Source organism: Dactylosporangium fulvum, from assembly GCF_025137375.1.
Lineage (GTDB): Bacteria > Actinomycetota > Actinomycetes > Mycobacteriales > Micromonosporaceae > Dactylosporangium > Dactylosporangium fulvum.
In genome coordinates this window covers 9,016,828-9,036,754 of the sequence record NZ_CP073720.1, presented here as the reverse complement: position 1 = coordinate 9,036,754, position 19,927 = coordinate 9,016,828, and the positions used below count along the sequence as shown (strand labels likewise).

At 71.1% G+C, this 19,927-nt stretch carries 23 protein-coding genes; 1 reads left to right on the top strand and 22 read right to left on the bottom strand.

The genetic code is table 11. The features are described 5' to 3' along the window. Positions 1-4 precede the first annotated feature (4 nt). Positions 5-1,096: an EscU/YscU/HrcU family type III secretion system export apparatus switch protein gene (locus Dfulv_RS41495; protein WP_259859295.1), complete on the top strand. Its 1,092-nt coding sequence runs from the start codon at positions 5-7 to the stop codon at positions 1,094-1,096. Positions 1,097-1,124: 28 nt separating this feature from the next. Here Dfulv_RS41495 and Dfulv_RS41490 read toward each other — a convergent pair whose 3' ends face one another. From Dfulv_RS41490 to Dfulv_RS41385, 22 genes are all read right to left on the bottom strand, one after another. Beyond that, positions 1,125-1,892, bottom strand: a complete 768-nt coding sequence (locus tag Dfulv_RS41490; RefSeq protein WP_259859294.1) for a flagellar biosynthetic protein FliR — start codon at positions 1,890-1,892, stop codon at positions 1,125-1,127. After that, on the bottom strand, positions 1,892-2,167 hold the full coding sequence (fliQ, locus tag Dfulv_RS41485; RefSeq protein ID WP_259859293.1) for a flagellar biosynthesis protein FliQ: 276 nt from the start codon (positions 2,165-2,167) through the stop codon (positions 1,892-1,894). Before fliQ ends, Dfulv_RS41490 begins: the two co-directional genes overlap by 1 nt. A gap of 17 nt (positions 2,168-2,184) precedes the next feature. Then, entirely contained in the window at positions 2,185-2,982 is a 798-nt protein-coding gene (fliP, locus tag Dfulv_RS41480; RefSeq protein WP_259859292.1) for a flagellar type III secretion system pore protein FliP, read from the bottom strand. Next, a complete protein-coding gene (locus Dfulv_RS41475) occupies positions 2,979-3,173 on the bottom strand; it encodes a flagellar biosynthetic protein FliO (protein WP_259859291.1) in 195 nt (64 codons plus the stop codon). The genes fliP and Dfulv_RS41475 overlap by 4 nt, the downstream gene beginning before the upstream one ends. Before the next feature lie 131 nt (positions 3,174-3,304). After that, entirely contained in the window at positions 3,305-4,048 is a 744-nt protein-coding gene (gene fliN / locus Dfulv_RS41470; RefSeq protein ID WP_259859290.1) for a flagellar motor switch protein FliN, read from the bottom strand. Beyond that, positions 4,045-5,061 carry a flagellar motor switch protein FliM gene (locus Dfulv_RS41465; protein WP_259859289.1) on the bottom strand — a complete coding sequence of 339 codons (1,017 nt, stop codon included), beginning with the start codon at positions 5,059-5,061 and terminating at the stop codon, positions 4,045-4,047. The genes fliN and Dfulv_RS41465 overlap by 4 nt, the downstream gene beginning before the upstream one ends. Before the next feature lie 97 nt (positions 5,062-5,158). Further along, positions 5,159-5,614 carry a flagellar basal body-associated FliL family protein gene (locus Dfulv_RS41460; protein ID WP_259859288.1) on the bottom strand — a complete coding sequence of 152 codons (456 nt, stop codon included), beginning with the start codon at positions 5,612-5,614 and terminating at the stop codon, positions 5,159-5,161. 14 nt (positions 5,615-5,628) lie between these two features. Further along, entirely contained in the window at positions 5,629-6,528 is a 900-nt protein-coding gene (locus Dfulv_RS41455; protein WP_259859287.1) for an OmpA/MotB family protein, read from the bottom strand. An 89-nt stretch (positions 6,529-6,617) separates the two neighbouring features. Continuing rightward, positions 6,618-7,388 (bottom strand): flagellar motor protein, encoded by a 771-nt coding sequence (locus Dfulv_RS41450; protein ID WP_259859286.1) that lies wholly within the window; start codon positions 7,386-7,388, stop codon positions 6,618-6,620. Between the two features lie 5 nt (positions 7,389-7,393). Continuing rightward, on the bottom strand, positions 7,394-7,678 hold the full coding sequence (locus Dfulv_RS41445) for a flagellar FlbD family protein (protein ID WP_259859285.1): 285 nt from the start codon (positions 7,676-7,678) through the stop codon (positions 7,394-7,396). 16 nt (positions 7,679-7,694) lie between these two features. Beyond that, a complete protein-coding gene (locus tag Dfulv_RS41440; RefSeq protein WP_259859284.1) occupies positions 7,695-8,918 on the bottom strand; it encodes a flagellar hook protein FlgE in 1,224 nt (407 codons plus the stop codon). A gap of 30 nt (positions 8,919-8,948) precedes the next feature. Further along, on the bottom strand, positions 8,949-9,380 hold the full coding sequence (locus tag Dfulv_RS41435; protein ID WP_259859283.1) for a flagellar hook capping FlgD N-terminal domain-containing protein: 432 nt from the start codon (positions 9,378-9,380) through the stop codon (positions 8,949-8,951). Positions 9,381-9,439: 59 nt separating this feature from the next. After that, a complete protein-coding gene (locus Dfulv_RS41430; RefSeq protein WP_259859282.1) occupies positions 9,440-12,532 on the bottom strand; it encodes a flagellar hook-length control protein FliK in 3,093 nt (1,030 codons plus the stop codon). Further along, a complete protein-coding gene (locus Dfulv_RS41425) occupies positions 12,529-13,479 on the bottom strand; it encodes a lytic transglycosylase domain-containing protein (protein WP_259859281.1) in 951 nt (316 codons plus the stop codon). Before Dfulv_RS41425 ends, Dfulv_RS41430 begins: the two co-directional genes overlap by 4 nt. After that, the gene (locus Dfulv_RS41420; RefSeq protein WP_259859280.1) at positions 13,476-13,832 is read right to left on the bottom strand and encodes a hypothetical protein; all 357 of its coding nucleotides are present in this window, start codon (positions 13,830-13,832) and stop codon (positions 13,476-13,478) included. The genes Dfulv_RS41425 and Dfulv_RS41420 overlap by 4 nt, the downstream gene beginning before the upstream one ends. Before the next feature lie 74 nt (positions 13,833-13,906). After that, complete coding sequence (locus Dfulv_RS41415) at positions 13,907-15,229, bottom strand: FliI/YscN family ATPase (protein ID WP_259859279.1); 1,323 nt, start codon at positions 15,227-15,229, stop codon at positions 13,907-13,909. Continuing rightward, positions 15,226-16,026 carry a FliH/SctL family protein gene (locus tag Dfulv_RS41410; RefSeq protein ID WP_259859278.1) on the bottom strand — a complete coding sequence of 267 codons (801 nt, stop codon included), beginning with the start codon at positions 16,024-16,026 and terminating at the stop codon, positions 15,226-15,228. The genes Dfulv_RS41415 and Dfulv_RS41410 overlap by 4 nt, the downstream gene beginning before the upstream one ends. Further along, positions 16,010-17,020, bottom strand: a complete 1,011-nt coding sequence (gene fliG / locus Dfulv_RS41405; protein ID WP_259859277.1) for a flagellar motor switch protein FliG — start codon at positions 17,018-17,020, stop codon at positions 16,010-16,012. The genes Dfulv_RS41410 and fliG overlap by 17 nt, the downstream gene beginning before the upstream one ends. An 11-nt stretch (positions 17,021-17,031) precedes the next feature. Continuing rightward, positions 17,032-18,651, bottom strand: a complete 1,620-nt coding sequence (gene fliF / locus Dfulv_RS41400; protein ID WP_259859276.1) for a flagellar basal-body MS-ring/collar protein FliF — start codon at positions 18,649-18,651, stop codon at positions 17,032-17,034. Next, positions 18,651-18,971, bottom strand: a complete 321-nt coding sequence (gene fliE, locus Dfulv_RS41395) for a flagellar hook-basal body complex protein FliE (protein WP_259859275.1) — start codon at positions 18,969-18,971, stop codon at positions 18,651-18,653. The genes fliF and fliE overlap by 1 nt, the downstream gene beginning before the upstream one ends. 5 nt (positions 18,972-18,976) lie before the next feature. Beyond that, complete coding sequence (locus tag Dfulv_RS41390) at positions 18,977-19,381, bottom strand: flagellar basal body rod protein FlgC (RefSeq protein ID WP_259859274.1); 405 nt, start codon at positions 19,379-19,381, stop codon at positions 18,977-18,979. A 2-nt stretch (positions 19,382-19,383) separates the two neighbouring features. Next, positions 19,384-19,725, bottom strand: coding sequence for a flagellar basal body rod protein FlgB (locus tag Dfulv_RS41385; RefSeq protein ID WP_259859273.1), 342 nt, complete (start codon positions 19,723-19,725; stop codon positions 19,384-19,386). Between the last annotated feature and the right edge of the window lie 202 nt (positions 19,726-19,927).

Genomic DNA, 19,927 nt, shown 5'->3' with positions numbered 1-19,927 from the left:
AGCGATGGCCGGCGAGAAGACCGAGCAGCCTACCGAGCAGAAGAAGCGGCAGGCCCGGCGCGATGGCACCCGGTCGCGCACTCCCGACCTGGGCGCGTGGGGCGGGGTACTGCTCGCGAGCCTTCTCATCCCGTGGATGGGCCGGGAGACGCTGTCGCGGAGCCAGATGCTGTTCTCGCGCGCCACGCAGGCGTTTGTCGACCCGGCGCCGGAGAAGGCGCTCGAGCTGATCAAGAGCGCCGCGAAGGACCTGGTCATCCTCATCGCGCCGATCACGGTGGGGCTGTTCGTCTTCGCCATCCTGGCCGCGGCGGCGCAGGGCGGCCTGCGCCCGGCGACGAAGCTCTTCAAGCCCGACTTCAAGCGGCTCAACCCGTTCAGCGGCATCAAGCGGGCGTTCGGCGGGCAGGCCCTGTGGGAGTCCGTGAAGTCGCTGTTCAAGGTGATCGTCCTCGGCCTGGTCGTCTACAACACGATGCGGACCCTTGTGCCCGCTCTGCTGGCGGCGACCGTGATCCCGCTGCAGACCGTTATCGGGATGGTCGCCGACACCGTCCTGCGGGTCGTGCAGGTCGCCGCCGCGACCGGTCTGGTGCTGGCCGCCGCCGACTACGCCGTCGTCCGGCGGCGGACCATGAAGCAGCTGAAGATGTCGAAGGAAGAGGTGAAGGAGGAGCAGAAGAAGAGCGACGGCGACCCGCACGTCAAGGGCCAGATCCGTCAGCGGCAGCACGAGATGGCCCGCGGCCGGATGATGGCGGACGTGCCGAAGGCCGACGTGGTCGTGGTCAACCCGACCCACGTGGCGGTGGCGCTGCGCTACGAGCCGGCGAAGGGCGCGCCGCGGGTGGTCGCGAAGGGCGCGGGCATTGTCGCGGCGAAGATCCGTGAGGTGGCCACCGAGCACCGCGTCCCCCTCGTCCAGGACGTGCCGCTGGCCCGGGCGCTCTACGGCGCCTGCGACATCGGCGACGAGATCCCGGCCGAGTTCTTCGGCGCGGTGGCCCGGGTGCTCGCCTTCATCATGCTGCTGAAGTCGAAGGGCTCCGCCGCCGGCCTGCACACCAACGTGCTGCCCGCGGGCCCGTCGGCCTAGGGTGCGCGCCGCGCGCCGGCTGCGGTCGTCAACCGTTCAGCAGGCGCAGCACCAGCGTCAGCGACCGGGTGGTGAGGTTGGCGATCGCGTTGGGCAGCAGCATCATCGCCGTCCCGGCCACGGTGAGCGTCAGCAGGATCTTCGCGGGGAAGCCGAAGGCGAACGGGTTCAGCGCCGGGGCCGCGCGGGTCAGCAGGCCCAGCGCCACGTCGACGCACAGCATGATCGCGATGAGCGGCGCCGCGATCTGCAGTCCCGCCAGGAACATCTGGCCGGCGCCGGTGGTCACCAGTTGCGTGAAGTTGTTCATCGACATGGTGCCGTTGAGCGGGATCGCCTTGTACGACTGGGTGAAGCCGCGCAGGATCAGCTGGTGCGAGTCGGTGGCGTACATGATCGCCATCGTGATGAGGCTGTAGAACCGGCCGAAGACGGCGTTGCCCTGCAGCGAGAACGGGTCGAACGCGAAGGCCAGGCTGAAGCCGCCGACGAGGTCGACGAGATTGCCGGCGATCTGGGTCGCGGCGAAGAGCAGCATCGTCAGGAACGCCAGCGCGGCGCCGACCACGGCCTGCTCCACGGCGTTGGCGATGAGCAGGCCGGCCGACATGTCCGGCGGCACCTGCGTCGCCAGCTTCGGGGCCAGCGGCAGCGCGATCGCCACCGACAGCAGCGCCTTCACCGTCATGGGGGTGCCGCGGTTGTTGAACGGCGGGCACAGGACCAGCCAGACGCCCGCGCGGATCGACGCCAGCAGGATCGCCAGCACCGTGCTCAGCGGGACGCTGACGTCCATCAGGCTCCGTTGATGAGGTTCGGGATCTGGGCGTAGAGCTGCTCGGTGTAGGTGACCATCTCGTGCAGCATCCAGTTGCCGGCGAACAGCAGGGCGATGCCGATCGCGGCTGCCTTCGGTACGAACGACAGCGTCTGCTCCTGGATCTGCGTCACCGACTGGAACAGCGAGACGACGAAGCCGACGATGAGCGCGGTGAGCAGGATGGGCGCGCCGAGCTTCGCGGCGATCGTCATGGCCTGCATGCTGAGTTCAACGATCTTGGTGTCGGTCATGAGAGGGGTCCCCCGGGTCATCCTCGATAGCTGGCCACGAGTGCGGTGAGGATCAGCCCCCAGCCGTTGACCAGCACGAACAGTAGGAGTTTGAACGGCAGCGCGATGGTCACCGGCGGCAGCATCATCATGCCCAGCGACATGAGGGTGGCCGAGACCACCATGTCGATCACCAGGAACGGGATGTAGATGACAAAGCCGATGATGAACGCGGCCCGCAGCTCGGAGAGCACGAAGGCCGGGATGAGCGTGGTGAGCGGCACGTCGTCCTTGTTCTTCGGCATCGGCCGGTCGGCGATCTTGGTGAAGAGCGCGATCTCGTCCTTGCGCGTCTGCTTGAGCATGAACGCTTCGAGCGGCTGGACACCGTCCTTGAAGGCGACGGCCTGGGTCTTCTCGCCCTTGAGGTAGGGCTGCACGCCGTCCTTGTTCATGTCGGAGAGCACCGGCGACATGATGAACAGGCTGATGAACAGTGCTAGGCCGGCGATGACCTGGTTGGGCGGCACGTTGCTGAGGCCGAGCGCGTTGCGGGTGATGCTCAGCACGACGAAGATCTTCGTGAACGCGGTGCAGGCGAGCAGCAGCGCGGGCGCGACGGAGAGCAGCGTCAGCGCGATCAGGATGGTGATCGACTGGCTCGGTTCGACGCCGTCGATGTCGATGTTGACGGTGCCGTCCGGCGACCCGTCGACCACCGGCGCGCTCGGCGGGGCCGGCGGCTGCGGCGTCGGGGCGGCCTCCGCCACGACGGCCGGGCCGAACAGCAGCACGGCGCACAGGAGCGCGGCCGCGGCCAGTACGACCGCCTTCACTTGGCGCTCCGGAACACCTTCAGGGCCTGCCCGACGGGATTCTCGGGCGGCGGCGGCTCTGGGAAGAGCGTGGCGTCGGCGTCGGCGAGGAGGGAGACCCCCGCGTCGCTCACGCCGAGGACGAGCGCGCGATCGGCGACCTTGACCACGGCCACCGAGGATCCGCGACTGAGCTGCTGGCGTGCGACCACGGTGACCGTTCCTCCACCACGGCCGGCGAGCGGGCGTCGGACCAGCCGTGCAATTGCCCAGAGTATTATCAGTACAACTGTGAGTGAGCACAGAACGCGGAAAGCAAGCTCGATCATCGTGGTGTCCCGGCTCAGGCCCGGTCGCTCGGTCCGACGATCTCGGTGATCCGGATGCCGAAGTTCTCGTCGATGACGACCACCTCGCCGCGCGCGATCAACCGGCCGTTGACGAGCAGGTCGGCCGGGCCGCCGGCGGCGCGGTCGAGCTCGATCACCGCCCCGGGGGCCAGCGAGAGCAGCTCGCGCACGCTCATCCGGGTCCGGCCGAGCTCCGCGGTCACCTCCATCTCGACGTCGTGCAGCAGGTCGAACGCCGGCTGTCCGCCGCGTTCGCCGCGCTCCGGCGGAGCGTTGTCGCGGCCGTCCCGGTCGCCGACCACCTCGGCGGCGATCGCGATGCCGACCACCGCCTGCACGCCGGCCTCACCGGTCAGCGGTACGAGCAGCCCGTTGGCGGTGACCAGTTGCCCCATCGCGTCGGCCGGCTCGAGCACCTGGCCCGGATCGACCACCACCGGGCCGATCGTCGCCGCGGCGGCCTCCAGCGCGGGCCGGACCGCCTGGCTCAGGTCGAGGCTGCCCATGGGGGAGTTGGCCAGTGCCTCGACAAGGTCCTGCGTGACGATGATCGCGACCTCGCCCTGTGCGGCGCCGGCGAACCGTGCGCGGACCGCCTGGCCGTCGATGGTGAGCTCGTCGAGGTTCTGCGTGGGCGCACCGACGGAGAGCGGGGAGCTGGCGGGCAGCAGCGCCACGGCGGCCTGCGCGGCCGCCTCCGCCCGACCCAGCAGGGCCTCGTTGGTGGCGATGGTCATCGGCTGGTCTCCTCAGCACGGTTCTTCTGGCCGAGTTGTCCGGAGGGTCGGCGCGTCGGTCGTTGACCCGGCTGCGGGTTGGGCACCACGAGACAGGCCATGCGGTTGCCCTGCGCGCCGGGCACGGCGTACGCGAACGTGATGTCCGCGGTGGTGACGGCCAGCGGGGTCGACGTCGTGTGGGCGAGGGGCACGACGTCGCCGGGGCGCAGGCCGATCAGGTCGGCGGGGTGCATCCGGACCGGCTGGAAGCGCACCGCGACCTCGATCGGGGCGCCCTCCAGGCCGGCGACCACGTTGCGGTAGGCGGCCTCCCGGGCGAGCCGCTGCGCGTCGGTCAGGATGGCGTCGCCGCGCTCGCCGTGCAGCTTCGGGAAGATCGAGCCGAACGGCAGGCAGATGGTCGCCACGCACTCCTCGGTGCCCACCCGCATCTCGAACGACGACACGATCACGGCGTCGGAGGTCGCTCCGGCCTGGGCGAACTGGGGGTTGTACTCGATCGTGGTCATCTCCGGCCGCAGCGCGACGATGCCCTCGAAGGCGTAGCGGAGCTCGCCGAGCGTACGTTCGATGAGCCCGTGGAGCAGGGGCGTCTCGATGTCGCTCAGCGGTCGCTGCGGCTGTGGGCCGCCGGGGCCACCCAGCATGTGGTCGATGCAGGCCATGGCGGTGCTCAGGGAGAACTCCAGGATGGCGGTACCGGGCAGGGGGTCGATGGTGAACATCGCGACGATCGTCGGACTGGACAGGCCGCTGATGTACTCGTCATAGGTGAGCTGTTCGATGGAGATCAGGCTGACCTGGGACACGGCGCGCAGGCTCGTGGTCAGCAGCGTGGCGTGCTGGCGGGCGAAGGTCTCGTAGGCGATCTGCAGCGTTCGGACGTGCTCCCGGGACAGTTTTGTCGGACGCCGGAAGTCATACGGTTCCGGACCGGAGCTCTTGCCCCCGCGCCGGCTCATCTTGCCGGGCGTGCGGCCGCTTCCGGTCGCGGACGAAGACTGCGTCACTCTCCTACCATCGGTCTTTTCGGGTGCAGTTTGACGTAAAACGGCCGAAACGGACCTGGAGGTTTCCGCAAAACCCCCCAGATCCGCCCGGTCGGGGCTACTGGATCACGAACGTCGTGAAGTACACGTCCATGATGAGCTTGGTCTTCTTCTCCGTGTACGCCTTCACGATCTTCTCCTTGAGCTCCTCCTTCGACTTCTCGCGGTTCTCGTTGTTCAGCAGGTCCGACTCGGCACGGTTGCTGTAGTGGTTGATCGCGATGTCGAGGGCTTTGGAGCCGTCGGGGGCTTCGCCGGCGTCGGCGGTGGCCTGGAGGCTGAGTTTGAGTTTGAGGTAGTGGCCGCCGGTGAGGTTGATGGTGATGGCGTCGAGGACGATGACGGCGCCGGGTTCGGGTTCGGGTTCGGCTTTGGTGGTGGTGGGGCGGAACATGAAGTAGCCGCCGGCGCCGCCGCCGATGAGGGCGGCCAGGGCGATCGCCAGGATCATGACGAGTTTCTTCTTGCCGCTCGGCTTCGGGGTGTCCTCGGTGGTCTTGTCGGTGTTGGCCATGGTGGGTGCTCCCCTCAGTTGGTGGCTGCCGAGGGCAGCAGTGTCCGGGTGTCGGCCGGTAGGTTGGACAGGACGATGATCTCGACGCGGCGGTTCAGGGCTGCGGCGCGTGGGTCGGTGGCGGGGTAGAGGGGTTTGGTGTCGGCGAACCCGGCGGCCATGAGCCGGGTTTCGGGGATGCCGGCGTCGGTGTGCAGCAGGCGTAGGACGCTGGCGGCGCGGGCGGTGGACAGTTCCCAGCCGGAGGGGTAGGTGCCGGTGCCGCCGGCGAGTTGGTTGGTGTGGCCGTCGACTTCGATTTTGTTGGGGAGGCCGGCGATGGCGGGTCCGACGCCGTCGATGATGCTGCGGCCGGCGGGTAGCAGGGTTGCTTCGTTGCCGTTGAACACGATGCCGCTGGTGACGATGGTGACGACGAGGCCGCGTTCGTCGATGCTGTAGCGGACCTGGTCCTGCAGGTCTTGCCGGGTCAGGTTCTCGGTGATTTTCTGTTTGATCTGTTCGAAGTTCTGGACTTCCTGCTGGGCGGCGGTCTGTCGTTGGGAGGCCTGGGCGCGTTCCTTGGCGGCGACGGCGTCCTGGACGGCGGTGGCGTCGCTGGTGGTGCCGCCGATGCCGGAGGACAGGTCCATGGGGGAGTTGCTGTCGGAGGATTCCATCAGGCTGGCCTCGCCGCCGTTGAAGGCGACGGAGGGGTGGCCGAACCCGACGGCGAGGCCGTTCTTGAGCTCGGCGAACTTCTTCTGGTCGACCTGGGAGATCGCGAACAGCACGATGAACAGGACCATGAGCAGGGTCATCATGTCCGCGTAGGAGACCAGCCACCGCTCGTGGTTCTCGTGCTCCTCCTCGTGGCCGCCCTTCTTGTGCTTGGCATGTGTGCCACCCCTGGCCGCGTGCCCGCCACCGCTCACCGCGGCCTCCCTCCGTGGGTCTGTACTGCCCTCGGAGGAGACATCGGCCCAATCGGCCGACGTGTGAGTTGCCGCAGGTTGCGGGGCGGTTAGGCCGCTTCCTTCTGCTTCGCTCCGCCCGGCGGCAGGAGGCTGCGCAGCTTCTGCGCCACTAGCCGCGGGTTCGCGCCGGCCTGGATGTTGATGATGCCGGCGATCACGAGCTCCATCTGCGCGACCTCCATCTCCGAGACGCGCTTCAGCTTGGCTGCCATCGGCAACCACAGGACGTTGGCGGACATCACGCCCCACAGGGTCGCCACAAACGCGCCGGCGATCAGGTGACCGAGCTTGTCGGGCTGGCTCAGGTTCTCCAGCACGTGGATCAGGCCGAGCACCGTGCCGACGATGCCGATCGTCGGCGCGTAGCCGCCCATCGCGGTGAAGTACGTCGCGGACTGCTTGTCGGCCTTCTTCTTCGCGTCCACCTCGGCCTCGAGGATGGCGGCCAGTTCCTCGGAGTCGGTGCCGTCGATCGCGAGTTGCAGGCCCTTCTTGAGGAAGGGATCCTGCACCTCCTTCATCGCGTCCTCCAGCGCCAGCAGGCCCTCCCGGCGGGCCTTCTCGGCGAGCTTCACGATGTCCTCGACCAGCGCGTCGGGCGCCGCGGCCTTGCTGAGCAGCACCCGCTTGAACGAGTCGACCAGACCGATGGTGTCCTTGAGCGTCCCGCCCGCCATCGCGGCGCCCAGCGTCCCGATGAACACCAGGATGAGCGGCGGCAGGAGGAAGATGCTGCCGGGATGGCCGCCCTCGAGGATCAGCGCGGTGAAGACCGCGACGAAGGCCAGCGCGATGCCGACGATGGTTGCCGGATCCATGCTGCTCAGCGCTCCCGACGGTGCAGACGGACGACGTTGGTCTCCTTGACCCGCTCGGCGGCCGCGTCCGCACGCTCGCCCGGGGTCTGCCCGGCCAGGTGCTGGGCGTCGGCGACGACCGAGGCCCGGTACTGCCGGATGAGCGAGACCAGCTCCGGCAACGACTCGGCGACGATGTACTTGGTTCCGTCGACGAGCGTGATCACGGTGTCCGGAGTGCAGTCGGCCCGCTCGACCAGGTCTGGGTTGAGCGCGAACACCGGGCCGTTGAGGCGGGTGAGCAGGATCAAGGAGCCCTCCTAGGAACTACCGCTTGAGGTTGACCAGCTCCTGCAGCACCTCGTCCGACGTGCTGATCACCTTCGAGTTCGCCTGGAAGCCGCGCTGCGCGACGATCAGGTTGGTGAACTCCTGCGCCAGGTCGACGTTGGACATCTCGACCGCGCCGCTCTGCAGCGTGCCGAGGCCGACGGTGCCGGGCGCGCCGACCTGGGCGAGGCCGGAGTTCACGGTGAACCGGTAGAGCGAGTCGCCGGCCTTCTCCAGGCCGGGCGGGTTGTTGAAGTTGGCCAGGGCGAGCTGCGCGACGGTCTGCTTGTTGCCGTTGGAGAAGATGCCGACCAGCTGCCCGTCGGGGTTGATGGTGAACGACTGCAGCGTCGCGGCCGGTGCGCCGTTCTGGCTCAGCACGTTGACGGTCGTGTCGCCGGTGTACTCGGTGAGCCCGGCCAGGTCGACCGTCACGCCGTTGCCGTCGCTGTCCGGGTCGTAGACCAGGCCGACCTTGGTGTTACCTTCCGAGTCCGTGTAGGTCGGGCCGGTGACCAGGCCGTCCGGCCCGAACGTGACGCTGACCGGTGCCGACGGCGTGGTGCCGTCGGAGACGCTGACCTCCCAGCCCGCCGCCGTCCGCTCGAAGGTGGTCGTCAGCGTCACCGTGTTGCCCTGCACGTCGTACGTCTGGATCGACCGCGGGATCGTGGTGTTCACCGGCGCGTTCGCCGGCACGTTGCCCGCGATCACCATGGTGTTGGTGGCCCGCGGCGCGATCAGCGTGCCCATCGGCAGCCGGATGTCGCCGATCGGCGCGTTGGTGTTGACCACGCCGTTGACGGCGGGCCAGCCCTGCACGGCGGCGCCGGTCGGGGTGACCAGCTTGCCCTCGGCGTCGAAGTTGAACGCGCCGGCCCGGGTGTACAGCTGCTCGTTGACCGAGTTGACCACGAAGAAGCCGTCACCGGAGATCATCACGTCGGTCGCGCGGCCGGTCGTCTGCGCGGAGCCCTGTACGAAGCTGGTGTTGATCGCGCCGAGCCGCACACCGAGGCCGACCTGCGCCGGGTTGGTGCCGCCCTGCCCCTGCTGCGGCGCGCCCGCGGCGCGCATCATCTGGCTCAGGGTGTCCTGGAAGACCGTCTGCGACGACTTGAAGCCGACGGTGTTGACGTTGGCGATGTTGTTGCTGGTGACGTCCATCATCTGCTGGTGCGCGCGCAGGCCGCTGATGCCGGAGAAGAGTGAGCGAAGCATCGGGGTGGGGTTCCTTTCGACAGCGGGTTGTCAGGACGCCGGGGTTGCCGGGGTTTGGCGGACTTCCTTGACCGCCGAGAGCGCGACGTCCGTGTCGCCGACCCGAAGGGTGGGGCTGCCGCCCGCGAACTTGGCCGACGACACCACGCCCGAGTGCTCCTTGCCCTCCGCATCGGTGTACGTGATCATCCTGCCGATGAGGTTGCTGGCGCCGAGCTGCAGCTGCGCGTTGAGCAGGTTCTGCTCCATGGTCGCCATGTCGGTGAGCTTCTCGACCACGGTGAACTGTGCCGTCTGGGCCAGAAACTCGGTGTTCTTCATCGGCGCGGTCGGGTCCTGGTTCCGCAGCTGCGCGACGAGCAGCTTGAGGAACGCGTCCCTGCCGAGGTCACCGCCGGGCTTGGCGGGCTTGTCGGGATCGTCGCTGTCCTGCTTCTTGGCCGGCGCGTTCGTCTTCGGCACGTAGTCGCTGACGTTCCCGCTGACCGGAGTCGGCGTGGTGATGGCAGTATCTCCTTCGCTCAGACGCGCAGATCCAGCGCGCCGGTCGCGTCCTCCGTCACCGGCTGCGTCCCCCGATCGGGGGTTTCCGCGCGACGTTCGGGCGCACGTTGGTCAGATCGACCCCCGGGGTGCCAACCTGAGAATTGTTGCGGCGGGTTGCCGTTTGGGGACGATTGCTGGTGCAGGTCCAGCTCGCAGCCGCCGAACCCGGCCTGCTGGAGGTCCTGCCGGAGCTCGGGCAGCGCGGCCTGCAACGCCGCTCGCCCGGCGTCACTGCCGGCCTGCAGTTGCACGGTGATCGCGCCGCCACGCACCTCCGCGACGATGCTCACCGCCCCGAGCTCCTCGGGGTTGAGATGGATGGTCATCCGGTGCACCCCGTCGGGCCCCTTCCGAAGGGGCGTCAGGACCATCGCGACCTGCCCCGCGATGGCCGCCTGAGGCAGCGGTACCTGCTGAGCCCCCGCCCCGCCCGCCGCCGTCACCTGCTGGCCCGGCGCCACGCCCACGCGGTCCCCGGCGAGGGCGGCACCGACGGCGGCGTCGGCCGCGGGCCGTCCCGGCTGGGCCACGTCCGTCGTCTCCTGCCGGCCGCCGGTCGCGGCAGCCTTGTCCTGGGCCGGTTCCGGAACGGCGGGCCCGCTCCAGGCGGCGACGCTCTCACCACGGGGGCCCGCCACGGGCGCGGCCGTCTGCTCATCACCGGTGGGGCCGTTCTGCCCGGAGACCCCGTGGGTGCCGACCTGGACGACCCCGCCGGCCGGGTACCCGCTGCCCTGGGCGCTGTTGTCCTGAGCGGTGTTGCTCTGGGCGCTGCTGTTCTGGGTGCCGCTGTTCTGGGCGGTGTTGTTCTGGGCGGTGTTGTTCTGGGCGGTGTTGTTCTGCGCGTCGCTGCCCTGGCCGCCGTCGGTCGCTGCCGCACCGGTGACGCCCGGCCCCGCGGCCTGCGTCCCACCGCTGCCGGTGTCGCCACCCGCTCCGGCGCGCTGCGGCTCCCCACCGGCGAGCCGTTCCCCGGCGACGGCGGCCGGTTGGCCCGCCGGGCCGGCGGGGTCGGCGGTGTTCGCCTGCTCGGTGCCACCGGTGCCGATCGAACGGACCGCGCCGGTGTCAGCCGGTGACCCGGCCGCGCCGCTGTTCGGTGCGCCCGTCACACCGCCGCCCGGTGCGCCCGTCCCGCCGCCGCCCGGTGCGCTCGTCGAGCTGTCGTCCGGCGCGCCCGTGACGACGCCGTTCGGTGCGTCTGTGCCGCCGCTGCCCGGCGTGTTGGTCACGGCGCCGTCCGATGCGCCCGTGACGCTGCCGTTTGGTGCGGCCGTGCCGCCGCCGCCCGGCGTGCTGGTCATGGCGCCGTTCGGTGCGCCCGTGACACCGCTGTTCGGTGCATCCGTCGCGGTGCCGTCCGGTGTGCCGGTCGCGGTGCCGTCCGGAGCACCATCCGGTGCGCCGATCGTGGCAGTGCCCGGCGCCTTGGTTGTGGTGGTGGCCGGCGCGTCGGTGGTGGCGTTCGGTGTCCCCGCAACGGAGGTGCCTGCCACCGCGGTCGCGGCGACTTCCGCGGCTGTCGTGTCGGCGCCCGGTGCACCTGTTGCGGTTGGTGTGCCGGCCATGGTGCCGCCCGGCCCGGCTACCGAGGCTCCGGCACCTGCCGGGCTGCTGTCGTACAGGCCCGTCGGACGCACGCCGGCGCCGTTGGTGCCGTCCGTCCGTCCGGTTGTCCCGGTGCCGGGTGCGGCAGGAGCGTTCGGCCCGAGTGCGGTCGCCGCGCCGCCCGGGGTTCCGGCAGCGGCGGCGCCCGGCTGGGACGACACGGCAGCCGTGCCGCCCGGCGCGGCGCCGGTGCCGTTCGGCCGGCCGATGCCTGTGGTTCCGGTGGCCGTGCCTCCAGCGGTCATGCTGTCGGTGGTCATGCCCCTGGTGGCGGATGCGGCGATCGCGGTCCCGGCCGCCGCCGTTCCGGTGGTCGCGCTTCCAGCGGTTGCGCTTCCGGCGGTCGTGGCCCCGGCGGCCGTGTTTCCGGCAGTCGTGGCTCCTGCGGCCGAGGTGCCCGCGGCCGGGGTCCCCGCGGTTGAGGTGCCCGCGGCCGAGGTTCCGGCGGTCGAGGTTCCGGCGGCCGAGGTTCCGGCGGTCGAGGTTCCGGCGGTTGAGGTGCCTGCGGTCGAGGTGCCTGCGGTTGAGGTGCCTGCGGTCGAGGTGCCTGCGGTCGAGGTGCCCGCGGTTGAGGTGCCCGCGGTTGAGGTGCCGGTGGCCGTGTTTCCGGCAGTCGTGGCTCCTGCGGCCGAGGTTCCGGCGGCCGAGGTGCCCGCGGTTGTATTTCCGGTGGCCGAGGTCCCGGTGACGGTTGTTCCCTCGGGCGCCGGACCGTTGGTCTCGGTGCCGTTCGGGGCCGTGTTCGGGGCAGCCGACCGTGCGCCGTTCGGTTGCTGGGTGCCGGGCGGGACATCCGCTCTGCCGGTGGCCGGACCCGCACCACCGGCGGACGGCGCGTCAGTGGGCGAGTCGTACCTGGACCGCGCCGGCTCTGCGTGGCCGGGAACGTTCCGGTCGATCCGGCTCGACCAGCCGGCCTGCGCCGACTCGATCCGTGCCGACTCGATCCGTGCTGATTCGGGCCGTGCTGTCTGCTGCATGCTTTCCGGCTGCCGCCAGCCGCCGGCCTGGAACGCCTCCGCCGCCGACCTCCGGAGCGCCTCCTCCCGGGCGCGGCGGTCGGACGCCGCCTCGGTGGCCCGGCGGTCCTCGGTGGCCCGGCGGTCGGACGCCGCCTCTGCCGAGCGGCGGTCCGCGGCCGCCTCTGCCGAGCGGCGGTCCGCAGACACCTGTGCCGAGCGGCGGTCGGACGCCGCCTCCGCCGCACGCTGGTGGTCGAGATCTCGGCGTTCGTCGGGGCGCCGCGCCGGTCCGCGGTCCGCCGCGAAGCCGCGGGAGGGCGGCGAGCCGCGGTCCCGGCCGTCGCGGGCGCCGTGCACCGGAGCACCCTCCGAGAGGCGGCCGTGGACGGCCGCGGCCAAGGCTGCCGCGAAGGCGTCGTCCTGGGGCGGGGGCGGTTCGGCGCCGCGGGACTGTGGTGCGGTGCCGGGCCGGGTCGCGGGCAGGGGAGCGGTTGTCACGCGAACCCCCTCGACGTCAACTGTGCCATCGCTGCCTTCACCTTCGGCACGTACGCCTGGGTCTCGGGGAACGGGGGAATGCCGCCGTACCGGCTCACCGCGCCGCCGCCGGCGTTGTACGCGGCCAGGGCCAGGTCGAGGTCGCCGAACCGGCGCAGGTTGCCCGACAGGAGCCGGGCCGCGCCGTCCACGGCCTGCCGCGGGTCCAGCGCGTCGACGCCGAGGCCGCGCGCGGTCGCCGGCATGATCTGCATCAGGCCCTGGGCGCCGGCGCGGCTGACCGCTGACGGGTTGAAGCCGGACTCCACCTTCGCCACGGCGGCGAGCAGCGCCGGTGACAGGTTGTACTGCGCGGCCGCCTGCTGGAACAGGTCGGCGTACGGGACGTTGCCGGTCAGCGCCGCCGGGCGCATCGCCGACGCGGCCACCGAGGTGGGCACGAGCGGCTCCGTGGCCGACGGCAGGATGCGCCGGATCGCGGTCGGCGTCGTGGTCACCTCCTGGACCTTCACGACGTCGCCCGAGTGCGGTGCGACGATCATCCTGCCGTCGCCCGCGTAGATGCCGATGTGGTCGACCGGGCTGCCGAACGCGAGCAGGTCGCCCGGGCGGGCCTGGGCGAGCGACGCCACGGCCGTGCCCGCGCGAGCCTGGTCCCGGGCCACCCGCGGAAGGCCGACCCCCAGGTCGGCGTAGACCCGCTGGACCAGTCCCGAGCAGTCGAGGCCGCGCTCCGGCGTGTTGCCGCCGAAGACGTACGGCGTGCCGAGGTACTTCCGCGCGGCCGAGACCACGTCGGCGCCGGTGACCGCGCCGCTCTCGGGCGTGGCCGTCGTGGACTCGAGCGCCGCCGCGAACGCGTCGCCCGACGCCGCCGCCGGGGGCCGAGAGAGGCCCATCATGCCGCGAATCTCAGCGATCCGCGTCTGCATGTTCAGTACCGTCACGAGCGTGGCTCCTTGTGCGCGGCGGCGGTGGTCAGGTCGTCGACGGCCTTCTCCTCGGCGGCCTGCCGGGTGCGCTTGCGGGTCGCGTCGTGCCGCTCCTGGAGCTTCTCGATCGTGCGCCGCTGCACGGCCGCCTCGGTCAGGTCGCGCAGGCGGTCCTCGACGGCCTCCTCGGCGAGCCGGCGCACGCCGATCGCGGCGGCGAGCTCGCCCGCGACCGCTTGGCGGGCGGTCAGCGTGGCCGCGAACGCCGCCGAGGTGGCCGCGTCGGGCACCCTGCGCCCGTCGAGGTCACGTTCCCGCGCGCGAACCTTCTCCACCGCCGTGGTGGCGTCGGCACGTGCGCGTACCACCGCTGCTTTTGCGGCATCTTCCTGTGCCTTGCGGGCCCGAAGGACCGCGGCCAGCCGGAATCCACTTTTGGCCATCAGCCACCCGCCACCAGTGCGTCGAGCATCTCCCACGCCCGGGGCGCCGGGGTGGTGTCGTCCATGTCCTGCCGGAGGAAGTCGTTGATCTGCGGCCACAGCTGGCGCGCGCGGTCCGCGTCGGGGTTGGTGCCCGGGACGTACGCGCCGATCTCGACCAGTTCGCGCACGTCGCGGTGGGCGGCCAGCATGCGCCGCAGCGCGGTCGCGTTCGCGCGCTGCTCGCGGGTCGTGACCGCGTTGGCGACCCGGGACACCGACTCCAGCACGTCGATGCTGGGGAAGTGGCCGGATGTGGCCAGCCGCCGGTCGAGGGTGATGTGACCGTCCAGGATGGACCGGGCCGCGTCGGCGATCGGCTCGTTGTGGTCGTCGCCCTCGACGAGCACCGTGTAGAGGCCGGTGATGCTGCCGACCGGCGCCGGTCCCGCGCGCTCGAGGAGGCGCGGCAGCAGTGCGAAGACGCTCGGCGGATAGCCGCGTGTCGCGGGCGGCTCGCCGGCGGACAGGCCGACCTCGCGCTGCGCCATCGCGGTCCGCGTGAGGCTGTCCATGAGCAGTAGCACGTCGGCGCCGCCGTCGCGGAAGAACTCCGCGATGCGGGTCGCGACGAAGCCCGCCCGCAGGCGGACGAGCGGCGGCTGGTCGGAGGTCGCGATCACCACGACCGAGCGGGCCAGGCCCTCGGGGCCGAGGTCGTTCTCGATGAACTCGCGGACCTCGCGGCCGCGTTCGCCGACCAGCCCGATCACCGAGATCTCGGCGTCGGTACCACGGGTGATCATCGACATCAGGCTGCTCTTGCCGACACCGCTGCCGGCGAAGATGCCGACGCGCTGGCCCCGGCCGCACGGCACGAGGGTGTCGAGGGCGCGTACGCCGAGCGACAGCGGCTCCTGGACCCGGCCGCGGGCGAGGGCGTCGGGCGCATCGTTCTCGACGGAGACCTGTTCGAGGCCGAAGAGCGCGGGCCCGCCGTCCATCGGTCGGCCGAGCCCGTCGAGCACGCGGCCGCGCAGCTGTTCGCCGACGGCGATCCGCAGCGGCCCGCCGGTGCTTCGCACCGGGCTGCCGGCCCCGATCCCGGTGAGCGGGCCGAGCGGCAGGCAGGCGAGCCGGTCGCCCTCGATGGACACGACCTCGGCGGGCACCGGCGGCATCCGCTCGGGGTCGCCGATCTCGACCAGGTCGCCGACGCGGCCCTCGACCCCGGTCACGGTGACGGACAGGCCGACGATCGAGCTGACCCGGCCGGTCACGCGGGGATGTGCGGCCTGCCGGGCCGCCGCGAGTCGTTGTTGCAGCGCCGATGTCAGTGTCACTGCTCGAGTACCTCCCGCACCCGCTCGAGCGCCGGCCCCAGCCGCGCGTCGATCGTCGTGGCCTCGCACACCGCCACGGCGTCGCCCGGCTGGAGGGCCGGGTCCTCCACGAGGGTCACCGTGCGGCCGTCCATGACCAGTTCCGTACGGCCAATCGTCAGCCGGTCGGCCGGGTTGAGCCGTACGGTCACCGGACTTGCCGCCGGCGCGAGCGCGAGGGCCCGCGTGAGCGCCTCCCGGCCCGGCTCGGCGGCGGTGCGCAGTTCGCGGCCGAGCACCGCCTCGGCGAGCGCGAACGCGGACTCGACGATCTGCGCCTCGATGTCGTGCGCGGCGGGCACGGCGCGGTGCTCGAGGGCTTCGGCGGCGGCGCCGAGCGCCTTCAGGGCCCGGTCGACCCGGCGGCGGTGCATCTCGGCGACCTCCGCCGCCTCGGTGGCCATCCGTTCGGCCTCGGCGGCGGCGCTGGCCTGCGCCTCCCGGCGGCCCTGCGCCCAGCCCGCGGCGTATCCGACGGCCTCCGCCTCGGCGCGCATCCGGGCGACGAGGTCGGGCGGCAGCGTCTCCCGCTCGCTGAGGTCGACGTCGAACCGGGCCGACGGGGCCGCACCGGCGCGGTCGTCGCGCAGGACGTGCTCGCCGAACCGTACCGTCGCCGGCTGCTCCGGTGGCGGGAACGCCCGCGTCGCCGGGGTCACGGGCGGCGGTGGCGGCGGCGGGAAGGCCGGCCGCGGCTTGCCCGGCCGCTTCTGCGGCGGCGGTGGGAAGGCCGGCTCGTAGTCAGCCGACGAACTCATCGTCATCGCCCCTGCGGATCACGATCTGTCCGGACTCCTCCAGGGTGCGGATGGCCTGGACGATCTTGGCCTGCGACTCCTCGACGGTGCGCAGGCGCACCGGGCCGAGCATCTCGATCTCGTCGGCGAGGTTCTCCGAGGCCCGCTCCGAGAGGTTCTTCATGACCTTCTGGCGGACCTCCTCGCGCACGCCCTTGAGCGCGGTGGCGAGGTCGTTGGTCTCGACCTGGCGCAGCACGAGCTGGATGGAGCGGTCGTCGAGGGACACGATGTCCTCGAACATGAACATCTTCGACCGGATCTCCTCGGCGAGCTCCGGATTGCGCCCGGCGAGGCCCTCCAGGATGAGCCGCTCGGTGGCCCGGTCGGTCCGGTTGATGATCTCGACCAGCGGCTCCAGGCCGCCGACGTTGGACAGGTCGTTGGGCTGGAGCACCGACGACATCTTGCGCTCCAGCGTCGCCTCGACCTGGCGGATGATGTCGGGCGAGGTGCGGTCCATGACCGCGATCCGGTGCGCCACGTCGGCCTGGAGCTCCGGCGAGAGGCCGGAGAGGATCTGCGACGCCTGGGTCGCGGTCATGTGCGCGAGCACGAGGGCGATCGTCTGCGGGTGCTCGTCCTGGAGGAACGACAGCAGCTGCCGCGGATCCGCCTGGGTCAGGAACCCGAACGGCACGTCCAGGAAGACGGTGTTCAGCCGGTCGACGATCTCGCCGGCCCGCTCCCGGCCGAGCGACGCCTCCAGCAGATCCCGGGCGAAGTCCATGCCGCCCTGGCCCACGTACTTGTGGCCGGTCGCCATGTCGTGGAACTCCGCGAGCACCGTGTCGGCGACGTCGACCTCGATCTGGCCCAGGCGCACGATCTCGGCGGTGAGCTCCTCGACCTCGGCCTCCCGGAGGTGCGCCATGATCTTGGCGGCGTCGTCCTTGCCCATCTGCACGAGCAGGATGGCGGCCTTGCGCAGACCCGTCATCTCACCCGTGGTCATGAATCACCGCCCTACCCACGCCGGTCCGCGAGCCAGCCGCGCAGCAGTTGCGCCACCTCGTCGGGCTGCTTCTCGACCATGGTCGTCAGGTCGCGGAAGCGGCCGTCGCGGTCGAACTCGTCGCCCGGCGCGCCGCCGCCCTCCAGCGCGGGGGCCCCGCCCGGGCCGCCGCCGCCTTCCAGCGCGAGCTTCGCGCGGGCCGCCTCGATCGCGGCCTGCATCTCCTCCAGCGCGGCGTTCTGCTCCTCGGTGAGCTTCAGCTTCTCCGCCTTGCGCTTCTTGCGCTGCCGGAGCGCGGCCACGATCAGCAGGATCAGCAGCGCGAGGACGATCGCGCCCATCTGGACGTACTGCTGCCGCACCTCCGCCTGCTGCTGCTTGGCGGCCTCCGCCTGCGCGTTCTGCTCGGCCTCGGCGGCGCTGGTGTCGAAGGCCATCGAGCTGACCGCGATCTGGTCTCCGCGGGTCGCGTCGAGCCCGACCGCCGAGGACACCAGTTGCTGCAACTGCGCCTCGTCGATCCGCGCCTTCGAGCTGTCGACGATGACCGCCACGGCGAGCTTCTTCACCGCGCCCGGGGCCGACTTGCGGGTCTCGGTGACCATGCCGACCGCGTTGTTGCGGGTCTCCGTCGTCTGCTGGTACTGCCCGTCGCCGCCGGCACCGGTGCCGTTGGGGACCTGGATGTTGTCCGGCCCGAGCACACCCCCGACCGGGGTGCCGTTGCCGCCCGTGTACTGCTCCGACTTCTTCGACTCCGACAGCGGCGGTACGGCCGGATCCGCGACGTACCGCTGCGTCTTCGTCTCGGTGTTGTCGAAGTCCAGGTCGGCGGTGACGTTGACGACCGAGTGCCCCGGCCCGACGACGGTGTCGAGCATGTTCTGCAGCGCGTTGTTGAGCCGTTGCTCGTACGCGGTGGTCAGACCGGCGGCGCCGTCCGCTCCCGTTGCGCCGCCGCTGTCGCCGGAGCTCGACAGGACCTTGCCGTTGGCGCCGACGACGGTGACCGCGTTCGGCTCCATCCCTTCGACGCTGGAGGACACGAGGTGGACGATCGAGGTCACCTTGTCGCCGGAGAGCGGCTTGGTGCCGGTGTCCACGAGCACCGACGCGGTCGGCGGCTGCTGCTCGTCGGTGAAGACGTCCTTCTGCGGGATCGCCAGATGTACCGTCGCCGCGTTGACGCCGTCGATCGACTGGATCGTCTTGCCCAGCTCGCCTTCCAGCGCCCGCCGGTAGGTCACCTGCTGCATGAACTCGCTCGTCATGACGCCCTGCTTGTCGAGCAGGGAGTAGCCGGCGTCGCCCGCGGCGGGCAGGCCGGCGCCGCTCATCGAGATGCGCAGGGCATAGACCTGGTCGTTGGGCACCATGATGGTGCTGCCGCCGTCGGTGATGGAGTACGTCACGCCCTCGGCGTTGAGCCGGTCGACGATCGCACTCGCGTCCGCGGCCTGCAGGTTCGAGAACAGCGGGGTCATCGGGGGCTTGCCCGCCCACGTCGCGAAGAAGTACCCGCCGATGGCCAGCGCCAGCACGGCGACGACGGTGACCGCCTTCTGTCCCGGCGTGAACGACTTCCAGCCGTCGGCGCCACGGCGGCCGAGCGCGGTGAGCCGTTCGCGCATCAGGCCTGCATCCTCATGATCTCGTTGAACGACTCGAGGGCGCGGTTGCGCACGGCGGCGGCGAGGCTCGTCGCGAGGCTCGCCTGGGTCGCCGCGATCATGTAGTCGTGCACGTCGGTGAGCCGGCCGGTGGCGGCCTGGACGGCCAGCCCGTCGGCGGTGTCCTGGACCTGCTGGAGCCGCTGCAGGCCCTGCGCCACCATCGCGCCGAAGTCCGCGCCGCCGGCGGTGCCGCCGGTCTCGCCGTTGCTGCCGGACGAGGCGGTGACGGGGGACAGGCCGGAGACGGCCCCGATGGGAGCGATCGCGTCGATGGACACGGGGATCAGCCCTTCCCGATCTGGATCGCCGCCTGGTACGCGTCCTTGGCGCGGTCCACGACGGTCAGGTTCGCCTGGTAGGCCCGCTGCGCCATGATCATTTGGGTCATCTGCGAGCCGAGGTCGATGCTGGGGTACTTCACGTAGCCCTCGCGGTCGGCGAGGGGGTTCTCCGGCTCGTACACCAGCCGGCCCTTGGCGTCGCCGAGCGCGGTGCCGGCCACGACCGCCCCGCCCTCGCCCGATCCGTAGCCGACGGCCTGCGCCTGCACGTACCGTGCCCGGAACACGTCGCCGTTCGTGGACACCGCGTCGTTGATGTTCGCGACGTTGTCCGCGACGGCGTCCAGCCACTTTCGGTAGACGGTCACGCCGGTGCCGGCGATGCCGATCGCGCTGAAGATGGTCATGATCAACCCCTGATCGCGGTGCGCAGCAGGACGAACTTGTCGTCGGTGGCGCGCAGCATCGTCTGGTACCGCAGGCCCGTGTCGACGTTCGAGAGCACCTCGCGGTCGAGGTTCACGTTGTTGCCGTTCTCGCGGGTCGGCTCCAGCGATCTGGCCACCCTGACGGGCGCGCTGCCGGGCTCACCCGCCTCGACCGCGGTGCGCAACGCGTCCTCGAACTGGACCCTGCCGGCGAGGAACCCCGGCGTCTCGATGTTGGCGATGTTGTCGGCGATCACCCGCTGCCGCCTGGCCAGCCCGGTGAGGGCGCTGTGCAGGGTGACCGACGTGACGTCTTCGAACACAGACCGGACTCCCGTCGGTGTGTCGCCGGTCCATGGCGCAACTGATGAGCGATCCTTGCTCGTCGGGCACATCGGCGCCCGGGGCCGCATGTTGAGGCAGTTCGGTGTGCCGCTTGGTTGCCGCTTGGTTGCCGGTCGGGGGCAGGTCGGTGGCAGTTCCGGGCTTTCGCCTCACCCGTCACGGGTGTCAGGGAGAAACCCC

Excerpts from the sequence above, each read along its gene's own strand:
- fliG (WP_259859277.1), bottom strand. The coding sequence starts at position 17,020 with ATGACCACGGGTGAGATGACGGGTCTGCGCAAGGCCGCCATCCTGCTC.
- Dfulv_RS41490 (WP_259859294.1), bottom strand. The coding sequence starts at position 1,892 with ATGGACGTCAGCGTCCCGCTGAGCACGGTGCTGGCGATCCTGCTGGCG.
- Dfulv_RS41440 (WP_259859284.1), bottom strand. The coding sequence starts at position 8,918 with ATGCTTCGCTCACTCTTCTCCGGCATCAGCGGCCTGCGCGCGCACCAG.
- Dfulv_RS41495 (WP_259859295.1), top strand. The coding sequence starts at position 5 with ATGGCCGGCGAGAAGACCGAGCAGCCTACCGAGCAGAAGAAGCGGCAG.
- fliN (WP_259859290.1), bottom strand. The coding sequence starts at position 4,048 with ATGACCATCGCCACCAACGAGGCCCTGCTGGGTCGGGCGGAGGCGGCC.
- fliF (WP_259859276.1), bottom strand. The coding sequence starts at position 18,651 with ATGCGCGAACGGCTCACCGCGCTCGGCCGCCGTGGCGCCGACGGCTGG.
- Dfulv_RS41450 (WP_259859286.1), bottom strand. The coding sequence starts at position 7,388 with ATGGATCCGGCAACCATCGTCGGCATCGCGCTGGCCTTCGTCGCGGTC.
- fliQ (WP_259859293.1), bottom strand. The coding sequence starts at position 2,167 with ATGACCGACACCAAGATCGTTGAACTCAGCATGCAGGCCATGACGATC.
- Dfulv_RS41410 (WP_259859278.1), bottom strand. The coding sequence starts at position 16,026 with ATGAGTTCGTCGGCTGACTACGAGCCGGCCTTCCCACCGCCGCCGCAG.
- Dfulv_RS41390 (WP_259859274.1), bottom strand. The coding sequence starts at position 19,381 with ATGACCATCTTCAGCGCGATCGGCATCGCCGGCACCGGCGTGACCGTC.
- Dfulv_RS41460 (WP_259859288.1), bottom strand. The coding sequence starts at position 5,614 with ATGGCCAACACCGACAAGACCACCGAGGACACCCCGAAGCCGAGCGGC.